Here is a 12,876-nt window from a genome sequence, read left to right as displayed (position 1 = left end):
TTCAGCGACCAAACGAGTGAGCCAGTTCCTTGCGGCCGGCTCTCGTTCGCCCGTTGCGATTGAATTTCGACCTACCGGGTGACGTTTGCGATACGATCGAAATACTCCGTCGCTCGCTTGCCACGAGCATAGATCAAAGCCCAGATGAAAAACACGAGATACAGCAGTGCAAAACCGATCGCAATGGCCTGGCCGACATAGAACCCGGGCTTTGCAGCGTCGACGTTGCCGCCCATTTGAGCCACACTTGGGGCCAACAGCGTGTCTGAGTGAAACAACATCAGCCAAACGGTAATCAACAGCGAAACCACGCTGGAAAAGATCATTCCCATCAGCGAAATCTTCAACAGCCCGCCACTCCATGCCTTTCGCGTCAGACATCCGATACACGCAGCGATCAGCATCGGGCTGAGAATCAGCGAAAGAGTTAGCTGAATGAGCGTTGGGATGAACTGCAGGTCCATCACCTTCTGAAACGCTTCCTGAACGTCCTCGCCAGGCATCAACTTAACAAACGTTTCGGTCATCCCCAGACTGAATCCGCCAATGCATACCCCCATCAGTCCAAGCAACCCCAACAGCAGTCCGATGATACCGACGACCATCACTCCGGTTGGAATTGACTTTGGACCGGGCGCGCCTGTTGGCGCCGGAGCGTAGGCTTCCACAACGGAATCCTGAACAGATTTTTCAAACGGATTATTCTCGGACATTCAAACTCCCTCAATCAACGAACAGCGAACTGCATCAGTCGCGTCAATCTAAACCAGGCCCCATTTCTTTCGCAACACCCACTCGGTTGCCAGAAGCGCAACGAATATCATCAAAAACCCCAACGAGTGAGACATCGTTTCACCAAACTTCCATTTCGTCGGAATCTGAACTTTTTCAACTGGCGGATCTTTGATCATTGCATCCAGCACGTCGGAAAGCTCGTCCGGTCCGATCAGCTTGCCGCCGAAGTCACGAGTCTGGTTCGCGAGCATCGCCATGCGCTCAACGTCCGCGACCGGATTTGATTTTTCAACGTCCCGATCGACGACGACAAACTGCCTTTGGGCCGTTCCCAGCGAGGTACCGTTTCGCTGGCCTTCGACTTCCAGCAGATAGACTCCGGGCTGTGCGATCATGTCGCGTTCGACTTCGCTCCAGTTCCCAGGTCCGGTATCGGTCACAGCGACCAGTTGCGTTTCGCCATCGGGCTGAGTCAGCACGGCTTTGTAGATCACGTCTGTCAGCGTTTCGCCAGTAATCGATTGAGCATTGACACCAAATCGAACGCGACCTTTGGGCTGAAAACGACGCTGAGGAAACTCAATTGAGATCGAATCGTCATTCCGCGAGTCCCAATTGGCCAGCCACAGAATCGCCTGACGCCAAAACTGGTCGTACTCAGGCTTGAACGTACGAGCTTGATCCTCGTGTCGCTTCATGTTCCATCGCCAAAGTGAATCGCCCGCGAACGCGAGGATGCGACCGCCGTTGATGGATGCGACCAACAGCGGATGGGCTGCCTGGTCATCGCTCTCCAGCAGAATCAGAGCGTTCTTTTTGACCCCAGCAAAACGGTTGGCACCGACCAGCGGTGGCAGCTTGGACCAACCAGGGCTGTCGTCTCCCAACTGAGTCAACGGATGGTTCGCCGCAGGCTTCATCTTAAGCTCGCCGCTGATATGAAAACGCCGCACGATGTCTGTCCCAAAATCCTGCCGTTCGGTTGGCAGCATCTTGATTGGCAGAAGATCGTCCAGAGGCGTTTGATGATAAAGCCCCGGTCCAAAGCTGTGGGGACCGCCAAGCATCATCAGGCCTTTTCCGCGTTTGGTCACCGCGTCGCTGAGCGCCCTCAGCCCCAGCGGACTTTGCACTTCGTCGTACAGCAATCGCGAATCAATGTTGCTGAGAATAAAGACGTCGACCGTTTCGTCTTCGAAAAGCTCGACCAGTTCGTCGCGCGGTCCAGCATCGATCTCCGACGGATAGATCGGAATAAACTGCAAGTCCAGGAATTCGGCGGTGGCCAACGATCGCCGCATGAAGCTCTGCTCCCACAACATACCGCCATCGATCAAAACGACGCTCAGCCCTTTGTCGTTGACGGTTAGAAACGCGTCCAGCTCGTTGTTTCGCAAAGCAATTTCGCCCGGCATCGGCACGGCCCGGACTTTGATTCGAAACTCACCAGGTTCCGTCGGTTTGTACTCGAACGGAACGATGATCTCCTGAGTCGCCCGCTGCGGAGTCACGATTCTTGGCGGGTTGACGACCTCTTCCCGGCCGCTGGAATCAATCACCACCAGCTCGACGCGAATGTCTTGCCCCTGATAGCCACGCGTCGCAACGGTGGCTTCGGCGATCAGCCGGTTCTTCACATTCACAACATGCTGTTCGGCAAAGTTCGTGATTGCCACATCGCGACTCTGCCCGGTATCGGCAGGGCTGCCCAGCGGAATGCTGAACAGCGGCGTTTCCATATTCACCAACGGCGTCACCGCTTGCGAGATCTCTACCGGCGGGTTCAAAACCGTTGGAACGCCGTCGGACATCAAGACGACTCCGATCAGACGCTCGCCACGCGTTTCGCGCGAACTGTTAAACAGCGGCGACGCCAAATCGGTCTCACCGCCTTCGGGTTTGGACGGAAGATTGAGCTGGCCGTCAAATTCGAGCTGCACCATTTCGTTGTCGAAGCCATAAAACCTGACGTCGATTTTTTTATCCGCAAGCTGTTGGAATCGGCCTTCGTTCTTTCGCATCGTGTCAACAATGGCGTCCCAACGCGTGGAGTCATCTTTGTCGTGCGGCAGTTCCATGCTGCGACTTGTGTCGAGCAAACACAGCAGCACGCCGGACTGGAGTTCTTCTTCGGTCTGCACACATCCCGGACGCAGCAATCCCAACAGCGCCAACAGCACGACTCCGGTACGGAGCAGGTTGAGGGTTTGGCGTTGCCCTTTCGAAATCTTTGAGAACGAAGGACGGACGAACATCATCAACAGCGCGCAAACTGCCAGGATCAGGACGATCCAGATGCTGGTGACAGGTTGTAGTGTGAATGTGTTCATAGGTAGGTGCCAAGTCTGTCCCGGAATTGATCGGATTTCTGGCTGTAGTAGGCGAGTCTGTCCCAGACTCGTATTTGATTTTAGTAGGCGAGGCTGTCTCAGACTCGTATTTGAAATCTGTCAGTCGGGGACAGACTGACCTACTGACTAACTTTTGTAAAACCTGTTTGAAACCAAATACTCAATTACGATTGCCGCGAACATCATCATCATCAACAGCGGATAAAACTCGCGTCCCTTTCTCGCCTGACCCTGCTGCCGAGTGATCTCTTCCTGCCCCTTCGCCAGCTGATACCTTCCCGCACCCAGCACGCTATCGAGTTCCTCTGGCACCACCCGAGTCAGATCAACGGTCTTGGGGTCGATGTTCGCCGAAAACCCTCGCAGCACCGGACCGTCGAGAACTCCTTTAAGCCGATAGTGACCGGGCGTGTCCGTGTTGCCGTAGCTTACCGCGTTGTTGACCATCGCAATTCTCGCAGGAGGCTTTTCCGGATCCGGTGAAAACACGTTCCACGAATCTGGATACTGGCTCAAGTCATTCCTCAGCGACGCCACCTGCCCGACTCGAACTTCCAATGCATCCGAATCCGCCTGGACGACGTAGCGAGTCATCGATTTTACAACGACATACCAAACCCACGGCTCAAGCGACCTCTGATTCCAACTCTTGCGTTTTCTCAGATTGACGGGTTCGGCCACCGGCGTCGTCATGACGAGAACCCGACCGGCTCCGATTCTGCGTTCAATGATTGCGGGTTCGAAGTTGTTGTACGAAGCAACATTGACCGTCGGAAAGTCTTCATTGAACTCGCGATCCAAACCCCAGAAATTGAATACGGGATACTTTGACCAGGGAATCGAAGTACTGACTTCCCGAAACGCCGACAGCACCGGATGGGAATAGTCTTGCGGGCTCAAGACAAAAGGTTCCAACAGCCGATCGGGGCAGCGGAAAATATTTGACAGCCTTCCGGTCAGGATCCGACTGGCCGCATCTGTTTGGAATGACGGATCCGGCAACCCATCCCGCGTCGACGCGTTGTGGCCAAGGAACACGCTCAATCCTCCGCCGCCGCGGACGAAGTCTTCCAACGCCATCCACAACTCATCCGTCATCGGTCCGGGATCAACCAGAAAGATCGCGTCGAATTTCTCGAAATCTGTGACGCCATCGAGTTCGCTCTGGTCCAACACTTCGCCTTCGAAACTGCCTCCGACGGCCAGCACGTTTTCCAACAGCCTCGATTCGGTTCCGGCCGGCCGCACAACCAACGCTCGCCATGGCGTGCTGACTTCGAAAGTGAAAAACTGGTCATCATCAATCGCCAGCGGATCACCACCAACGATTTCGACTTTGCCGTGATAAGTGCCGGGCTCCAAATTCTCCTGAAACTGAAACTCCGTCTTGGAGCTCCCGTTCTCGAACACGTCGACGGTGTTGGTCCGCACCCAGCCTTTTTCTTCCGGAAACAACGTCTGCCCGTTGCTGACCACGGGCCGGGTTTTATCGAGTTTTTCGACCGAGAGCTGCACATTTCGTTGAGCCGCACCGCCAAGCCGATTGACTGCGGCTTTGACTTTCAGCTGGCCATTGGAAGTAATCTGGCGGGCGGACAATTCCAACGAACCGAGTCGAAAATCGACCGGATTGTCGACTCCAACATCAACCACGAACAGGCTGATCGTTTCGTCCTGAATCAATCGGTCGATCGCTGGATCGGCAGATGGCGACCAACCTTTTCGCGTCAAATCGGACACCACGTAGACTTCTTTTCGCGTCAGCGAAGATTCTTCGATCAGTGGAAACGCATCCGCCAGAGTCTCCGGAATCGTCTTCGAATTGTAGCTTGTCGCCAACGCCTCGATGCGACGCGAGGCAGCGTCCTGATCCACCGAAAAGAACGCTCGATCTCCATCGGGTGCCGCGACACAGACCTGCGAACCCGACGGCAGTTGCTTCACCAACCACGCCGCGATCGATTTGGCTTTCTTCAAACGTGTTTCGTTTTCCAACTCGTACTGCATCGTCGGCGACGTATCGAGCACCAACAACGCCGCGACCGGATCTCCGTTGTCGCCCAGCAATTGCCCGCCATCTTCGCTGTCGAAAAGTTTTAGCCCGTACCAGCCCGCCATTAGCAACGCCAACGCAAGCAAAGTTCCAAAGATCCCGTTGAGCAGCCGATTTGCGCTGCCGGAAACCAGCGACATCAGCAGCACGATGCCCAGCAGCGCGGCGATGAACGAAATGCCGCCAAAGGTGAGCCACTTGCCAAACTCCTGCGAAGCCACGGCGGGCCCGGCGAGTGCCAAAACGAGCAGTGCGATCAGGATGCAGCGCAACAGCAACAACAACAGATGTCGAATCCGCGTGCGGGACCTGTTGATCAGCTGTTTTTCTTTCAGAAATCGAAGCGCCGGAAAATTGACTTCGATCGGCTTCGGCTGCATCAGAAAGTGAATCAGCACGGGCACCGAAAGCATCGCGCCACCGACTCCCAGCATCGCAAGGTTGGCCCAAATCATGGCTATCCTCTCGCTCTGCGGGACAGCAAATATTCCATCAACGCTTTGTCGAACTGCATGCTCGTATCGATCGGAACATAGTCGATTCCGGTCTTGCGACATTCCTTCGCGAGCCCGTCGCGAAACTCCTGAATCCGTTTCTGGTAGTCGCTGCGAAAACCGTCACCGTCGATCTTCAGTTCGTCGCCGGTTTCCGGATCAGTCATCTTGTACAGACCGCGAAACGGAAACGTGACCTCGGCTTCATCAAGCACGTGGAACAAAATCACGTCGTGGCCGCCGTGCCGAATCCGATAGAGCGCGTCCAGCGTTTCCTGCTCGTCAACCAGAAAGTCCGAAAACACCATGATCAGACTGCGTGTTTTGAGCATCGCAGCGAGCTGTTCCATGCTGTGTTTGAAGTTCGTCGTTCCTTCGGGTTTGATCTTCGAAAGCAACGAAAGAATGTTGGAGAGCTGCGTGCGTTTGCTGCGCGGCGGGAGGCTGGATCGGATCTTATCGTTGAACGTGACCAGCCCAACCGGATCCTGTTGCTGGGTCATCAGGTACGCCAGTGCAGCGGCAAGGCAAATCGCGTAGTCGAACTTGGTCAGCGTTTGCTCAAACGTGTATCCCATCGAGCTACTGAGGTCCATGACCAGATAGCCTGTGATGTTCGTTTCGGCTTCGAATTTGCGGACGTAATACTTGTCGGTCTTTGCGTAGACTTGCCAGTCGATATCTTTCAGGTCGTCGCCATGCGAGTACTTTCGGTGTTCGCTAAACTCGACGCTGAAACCCTGAAACGGGCTGGCGTGCAAACCGTGCAAGAAGCCTTTGACCACGAACTGGGCGCGCAGATCGAGCCGTTTGATCTGGTTGATGACTTCGGGCTTGAGGTACTTTTCGACGGACATGAAGGCGAGCTAAAAGTTCACAGGGTACAGTGTACAGTTCGATCGTTGCACAGCGTTCGGGCATAACTGCCAATCCCCTGTACCCTGAAAACTGTACACTTTCGACTTACGATTCAAACTTCGACACTTCTGGCGGCGGGACCTCCTTCAGCAACCTCTCGATCACATCTTCCGTCGTCATGCCTTCGGCCTGTGCCTGGAAATTCGTGCTCACTCGGTGACGCAAAACCGGAAGCGCGACTTTTTGGATGTCCTCAACGGCAACCGAGAAACGGCCTTCCATCGCAGCCATCGCTTTTCCACCCGAGATCAGGAACTGGCCCGCGCGAGGACCCGCGCCCCAATCAACCAGCTCTTTCACGAACGTCGGAGTTGCCGGGTCGCCTGGACGAGTCGCTCGAACCAACCGTGACACGTATTGAATGATGTAGTCACTGACGGCAACCGAATGCACCAATTTCTGCAGGTTCACGATCGCCTTCGCCGAAAGGACTTTGCGGACTTCCTGCTTCTCACCGCGACTTGCTGCCCCCAGAATTTTTTCTTCGTCTTCCGCCGTCGGATAGCCAACTTTGATATTGAACATAAAACGGTCAAGCTGGGCTTCAGGAAGCGGATAGGTTCCTTCCTGGTCGATCGGGTTCTGAGTCGCGATCGTGAAAAACGGCGGAGCCAGATCGTAGGTCTTGCGTCCGATCGTGATCTCACGTTCCTGCATCGCCTGCAGCAATGCCGCCTGAGTCTTGGGAGGCGTTCGGTTGATTTCGTCCGCCAGCAAAATGTTCGTGAAGATCGGGCCTTCGACAAATCGAAACTGACGGCGCCCGTCTTCGTCTTCGTCCAGCACATTCGTTCCGGTGATATCCGACGGCATCAAGTCAGGCGTAAACTGAATCCGCTTGAAGTTCACGTCCAGGATCTGGGCGATGGTGCTGACCATCAACGTCTTGGCCAGCCCGGGAACGCCTTCGAGCAAGCAGTGGCCGCGGGTGAAGATGGCTGCGAAGACCTGTTCGATGACTTCGTTTTGTCCGACGATGACCTTATGGAGCTCTTCTTCCATCAGCTTCCGGTGCTGACTGAACTCCTGCAGCACATCACCAAGGCTTCGCTGTTTCCCTGTCACACTAACTCCGATCCTGGCCTGCTTATGTGTCTCAAATTCGCCGCAAAATTCTCAGAATACTTGCGACGCATGAATCCTATTGTAAATTTCGGCCTCGGAAGGGGCAACGCACCGGCGTTAAAGAGTTTTTTGTCCGAAAAGTCTCTATGATAGGTACGGGTTCTTGGGTCAGGGAGTTCTGCGATGAATCAATTTAAACTCAGTGCGTTATTCGCCGCCAGCCTTTTTGCACTTGTGGTCGCCAGTTCCGACGTTGACGCTCAAGGCATGTTCGGACGCGACCGACGAGCGGCTCCTCAAGGCCGAGAGTTCTCGGCGGCAGAAGTTCGCGACGCGATCAAAAGAGGCATCGACTCCCTGGAGTCAAGTCAAAACGCCAGCGGAGGCTGGGTCGATGTGCAGAGCTATTCTGGCGGAACGACCGCGCTGTGCACGTTGGCTCTGATCAACGCGTCCGATCGGGCTGACACGCGGGCGATCCAACGCGGCATCGAATCGATTCGATCTGAACGGCAAAAGACGACTTATTTCATTTCGCTCAAAATCATGTGCCTGGCCGCAGCGGATCCTGAGGGCAACAAATATCTGCAAGAAGTTCAGGAAGACGTCAACTGGCTGATCAAGATTCAGGAAAAAGGCAACTCCAAAGGGCACGGTGGCTGGGCTTACGGCAGAAACGGCGGAAGTGGTTCTCCGGATTCGTCGAACAGTCAGTTTGCTCTGTTGGCGCTCCACGAAGCGTCTCGCATGGGCGCTGTGATCGAGGACAAGGTCTGGGAAGGAACCAAAAACTACTGGGAAAACTGTCGCGTTAAAGATGGCGGTTACAGTTACCACGCAGGCCGCGGAAAGCGCGACAGCCGCAGCATGGCGGCAGCGGGCCTGGCTTCGTCAATCATTGTCGAAGAAAACCTCCCGGACCTGAACGCGCTCTTTGACGGTGTGAGGATCAGGTGCTGTAGCGACATCGCGTCAGTCGGACACGAACAGCAAACTGCCGATCATCTTGGCAACAACTTTGAACTTGGTCGACTCAAGGGAGGACGAGGCGTTCAGTGGCGTTTCTATTTTCTGTACGCTCTCGAACGTGCCGGCCGACTTTCGGGACGACGATTCTTTGGAGCTCATGACTGGTATCGCGAGGGTACGGCCAGGTTGCTGGATTGGCAAATGGACGGCGGCACGTGGAATGGTGGTGCGATCGAGAACAAGGATGTGGCGACGGCAATGGCGCTGTTGTTTCTGTCCAAAGGAAAACGCCCAATCGCGATTGGTAAGTACCTGTTCGAAACCGACGAAGACAATATGCATCAGAAAGGTGTGCATTATCTGACTCGAAATCTGGAAAAGGCCTGGGATCAAAAACTTAACTGGCAGGAAGTCCGTGGCGCGGCTGCGACGGCAGACGATCTGCTCGAATCGCCCGTGCTGTTTATGTCCGGCAACAGCGGATTCGTGCTGACGGACTTTCAGAAAGATTCGCTCAAAACCTATTTGGAGAACGGTGGATTCCTGTTCGCCGATGCGTGCCAGGGCGAAGGCTGTGACCGAGCTGAGTTTGATCGCTCGTTCCGTGATTTGATGGCAGAGCTTTTCCCGGAAAGTCCGCTTGAGCCGCTGCCGGCGAACCATCCGGTGTGGACTTCGCACTATCGCCTGGATCGACCCGACGAACGACCGCTGCTTGGGTTGCAGGCGTGCTGTAAAACCAGTGTGATCTATTGTCCGCGAAATCTGGCCTGTTTATGGAACGTTGATCGGCCGGGGATCGAGCGGAAAATGAAGAACTCTGCGCCAAAATTCGACAAGCTGCTGGATCAAATACAGTACGCCACCAAAGTCGGCGTCAACGTGACGACGTACGCGACCGGCCGCGAGCTGAAAGAGAAAGGCGATCGCCCAAAACTGGAAGGCAAAGCCAAATCGGTTCTGATGCATCGTTCGCTTGAGCTGCCGAAATTGATCCACGACGGCGGGTATGACGAGGCTCCGAACGCGTGGCGAAACATCCAAAAACGGTATGCCGAGAGCGGGAACTCCGTGAACCTCGAGAAGAAGTTCGTGGCCGCAGATTTGGATCAGCTAGGAGATTATCCTTTCGTGTTCATGCACGGCCGCAATTCGTTTTCCTTTACAGAAGATGAGCGTTTTGCGATCAAGACGTATTTGGAGATGGGCGGATTTATCTTTGCCGATTCGATTTGTTCGTCGGAAGATTTCACGGCCAGTTTTCGAGAAGAGATGGCGGAGATCCTGGGCGAGCAACTGAAGCCGATTTCTCCGCAGCATGCGATCTGGAACAACCGCAAGTTCCTGTTCAAAATCGACAGCGTGACGCTTCGCAAGAAACGTGGCGACACGGGCAAGTTCGAGGAGATTAAGGGCCCGCCTGATCTGGAAGGCCACGAGATCAACGGTCGCCTGGCGGTTGTGTTTTCTCAGCACGACTTGAGCTGTGCGATGGAGAGCTCGACGGTTTCCCAGTGCGATGGGTACAAGCGCGAGGACGCCGAAAAGATCGGGGTGAACGTGTTGCTGTATCGTTTGCTGGTTGAGTGATGTTCCAGACAGGTCAGTCCGCGCTTGGACTGATCTTCCTTAGTAGGTCAGTCTGTCCCAGACTGACACATCAAAGCAAGTCTGGGACAGACTTGCCTACTTCTTACGTCGCTCGCCCGCGAGGCCCCAACTCAACCAGCTTCATATCCTTCAGCTTTCCCTTGACGCACTTTAGCTTGATCAGCGTCCGCATCACGTGATGCCCTTCGTGTCCGGCCGCACCAGGATTAATGTACTTCATCTTTCTGTGCCGCAAATCATTTTCCACATGCACCATATGCGAGTGCCCACAGATCAAAACGTCCGGAGTCGACTCCTTCAATAGCTGCTTTACCCGAGCCGGATATCTGCCAGGGCGGCCCGCGATATGCGTCATCAAAATATCAACGCCCTCACACTCAAACCTAAGATTCTCGGGATAGGCGTGTCGGATCTCACGATCATCGATATTCCCGTAAACGCCCTTGAGCGGCAAAAACTCTGCCAGCTCTTCCGCCACGGCCATGGTCCCAAAATCACCCGCGTGCCAAATCTCGTCACAGTCTTTGAACGCGGTGAATACTTTGGGATCGAGGTAGCTGTGCGTGTCTGAAATAAGTCCGATTTGCATAGGGAGTTAAAAGTTTACGGGGTACAGTGTACAGTCTTCGTTTCCGCATCGCCGCGCTCGACAGCCTCGCCGTGATCCGCACGCAGCGCTCCGCCGCCGTCGGACGCCCAATCGCCGATCGAGCGTGACCGGTTCGGGTGTCGTTGCTGAGTGCGATGATGAATACTGTAACCTTTAAACTGTAAACTTTTAACTGCCCCCCATGCCCCTGATCACTGTCGACAACGTCACCATCCGTTTCCGTGGTCCCGCTTTGCTGGACGAAGTCTCCTGCGTGATCGAACCCGGCCAGAAAATCGGACTGCTTGGCCGCAACGGCGCCGGAAAAACCACGTTGCTAAAACTGCTCTCCGGCCAACAGGATCCTGACGCCGGAAAGATCGTTTTGGCACCGGGCGTTCGCGTCCGTCAGCTTTCCCAATACGTGCCAACCGATGAAAAGGGCTCGGTTGAAGAAATCGTTCAACGTGCTTTCGATCCCGCGTTCTCTGGCGAGAAAATTGACCTCGAAGAGTGGGAAGCTCACACCCGTACGACGCAAATCATTTCACGTATGGAGCTCGATCCCGATTCGCGTTTCGAAACTTTGTCTGCAGGGATGAAGCGTCGAGTATTGTTGGCTCAGGCGATCGTCTCCGAGCCCGATGTATTGCTGTTGGACGAACCGACGAACCATCTGGATATTCCGTCGATCAAATGGCTGGAAGAGTTCCTGAAAGATTACTCGGCGACGTTGTTGTTCGTGACGCACGACCGCGCGTTTTTGCAGAAACTGGCGACGCGAATTCTGGAAATCGATCGCGGACGAATCTTCGACTGGAGCTGCGACTATCAAACTTTCCTGAAACGGAAACAGGAAGCCATCGAAGCCGAAGAAAAGCAGAACGCACTGTTCGACAAACGGCTGGCCGAAGAAGAAGTTTGGATCCGCAAGGGCATCAAAGCACGCCGGACTCGCAACGAAGGCCGCGTTCGTGCGCTCAAGGCGATGCGGGAACAACGCAGCGACCGACGGTCCCAGGTGGGAACTTCAAAGCTGAAAATTCAACAGGGGCAACGAAGCGGCAACGTGACGATTGAGCTGGACGAAGTCACCTTCAGCTATGGCGACAAACCAGTTTTTGAAGAGTTCTCGACGTCGATCCTGCGTGGTGACAAGGTCGGGATTATTGGCCGCAATGGCATCGGAAAATCGACGCTGTTGAAAGTGATGCTGGGCAAACTGCCGCCCACGTCCGGCAAGATCAAGATGGGCACCAATCTGGAAATCGCCTACTTCGACCAGCTAAAATCGCAGCTCGACCCCGAACTATCGGTGCTCGACAACGTCGGCGAAGGTTCGGACCGTTTGCTGATCAACGATAAACCGACTCATATTCTGGGCTACCTGGCAGACTTTCTGTTCGAACCTCAACGTGCCAGAACCGAGGTAAAATTCCTTTCCGGTGGAGAACGGAATCGAATTTTGCTGGCTAAGCTTTTTGCGAAGCCTGCCAATGTGATCGTGATGGACGAACCGACGAACGACCTCGACACCGAAACGTTGGAATTGCTGGAGAGTAAGCTGGTTGATTTCGATGGCACGGTTTTAATCGTGAGTCACGACCGACAGTTCCTGAACAATGTCGTTTCCAGTTCGATCGTGTTCGAAAACGGCACGCTGAAGGAGTACGTTGGCGGCTACGACGATTGGGTTCGGCAATCGAAAGCCGCAGAAACCAAAGACGCGGCTCCTTCGAAGAAGAAACGAATTGATTCGACGAAGACGGATGACACGTCGAAAACGCGTCGGCTGAGCTACAAGGAGAAGCGGGAGTTGGAGTCGCTGCCTGAGAAGATTGAATTTCTTGAGTCGCAGATCGAGAAGCTTCACGCTCAGATGGGCGATCCGGATTTTTACAAGAGCAACAAAGCCGAGATCGCGAGAGTGCAACAGGACGCCACGGATATGCAGGCCGAGCTGACGAAGAAATTTGAGCGTTGGGAAGAACTGGAAGCCCTTGAGTAAGTCGGACCATCCCGGCGAGGCGCTGGCCGGCGCCGCGATGGAATCGACTACGAGCCCATCGGCTGCGAGCTCACGAGCGACTC

The 12,876-nt window shown here is 54.7% G+C and carries 8 protein-coding genes; 2 read left to right on the top strand and 6 right to left on the bottom strand.

The genetic code is table 11. From position 1 onward, the window contains the following. Window positions 1-71: 71 nt before the first annotated feature. The 5 genes from MFFC18_RS07350 to MFFC18_RS07330 all read right to left on the bottom strand — a co-directional run bounded on the left by MFFC18_RS07350 (window position 72) and on the right by MFFC18_RS07330 (window position 7,586). Window positions 72-713: a hypothetical protein gene (locus MFFC18_RS07350; protein ID WP_075084961.1), complete on the bottom strand. Its 642-nt coding sequence runs from the start codon at window positions 711-713 to the stop codon at window positions 72-74. 48 nt (window positions 714-761) lie between these two features. Next, window positions 762-3,065 carry a glutamine amidotransferase gene (locus MFFC18_RS07345; RefSeq protein ID WP_075084962.1) on the bottom strand — a complete coding sequence of 768 codons (2,304 nt, stop codon included), beginning with the start codon at window positions 3,063-3,065 and terminating at the stop codon, window positions 762-764. Between the two features lie 147 nt (window positions 3,066-3,212). Continuing rightward, entirely contained in the window at window positions 3,213-5,594 is a 2,382-nt protein-coding gene (locus tag MFFC18_RS07340) for a BatA domain-containing protein (RefSeq protein ID WP_075084963.1), read from the bottom strand. A 2-nt stretch (window positions 5,595-5,596) separates the two neighbouring features. Further along, entirely contained in the window at window positions 5,597-6,490 is an 894-nt protein-coding gene (locus MFFC18_RS07335; RefSeq protein WP_075084964.1) for a DUF58 domain-containing protein, read from the bottom strand. Window positions 6,491-6,596: 106 nt separating this feature from the next. Continuing rightward, window positions 6,597-7,586, bottom strand: coding sequence for an AAA family ATPase (locus MFFC18_RS07330; RefSeq protein WP_075084986.1), 990 nt, complete (start codon window positions 7,584-7,586; stop codon window positions 6,597-6,599). A 213-nt stretch (window positions 7,587-7,799) separates the two neighbouring features. On the opposite strand from MFFC18_RS07330, the gene MFFC18_RS07325 reads away from it, so the two are divergent. Beyond that, the gene (locus tag MFFC18_RS07325) at window positions 7,800-10,175 is read left to right on the top strand and encodes a DUF4159 domain-containing protein (protein WP_075084965.1); all 2,376 of its coding nucleotides are present in this window, start codon (window positions 7,800-7,802) and stop codon (window positions 10,173-10,175) included. Between the two features lie 103 nt (window positions 10,176-10,278). Here MFFC18_RS07325 and MFFC18_RS07320 read toward each other — a convergent pair whose 3' ends face one another. Then, on the bottom strand, window positions 10,279-10,785 hold the full coding sequence (locus MFFC18_RS07320; RefSeq protein ID WP_075084966.1) for a metallophosphoesterase family protein: 507 nt from the start codon (window positions 10,783-10,785) through the stop codon (window positions 10,279-10,281). A gap of 202 nt (window positions 10,786-10,987) precedes the next feature. Here MFFC18_RS07320 and MFFC18_RS07315 point away from each other — a divergent pair, with 202 nt between their 5' ends. Further along, on the top strand, window positions 10,988-12,793 hold the full coding sequence (locus tag MFFC18_RS07315; protein ID WP_075084967.1) for an ATP-binding cassette domain-containing protein: 1,806 nt from the start codon (window positions 10,988-10,990) through the stop codon (window positions 12,791-12,793). Window positions 12,794-12,876: the final 83 nt, after the last annotated feature.

This window comes from Mariniblastus fucicola (assembly GCF_008087665.1).
Lineage (GTDB): Bacteria > Planctomycetota > Planctomycetia > Pirellulales > Pirellulaceae > Mariniblastus > Mariniblastus fucicola.
Note: the sequence above shows the minus strand (reverse complement) of the source record. Positions and strands in the feature narration are given on the sequence as shown.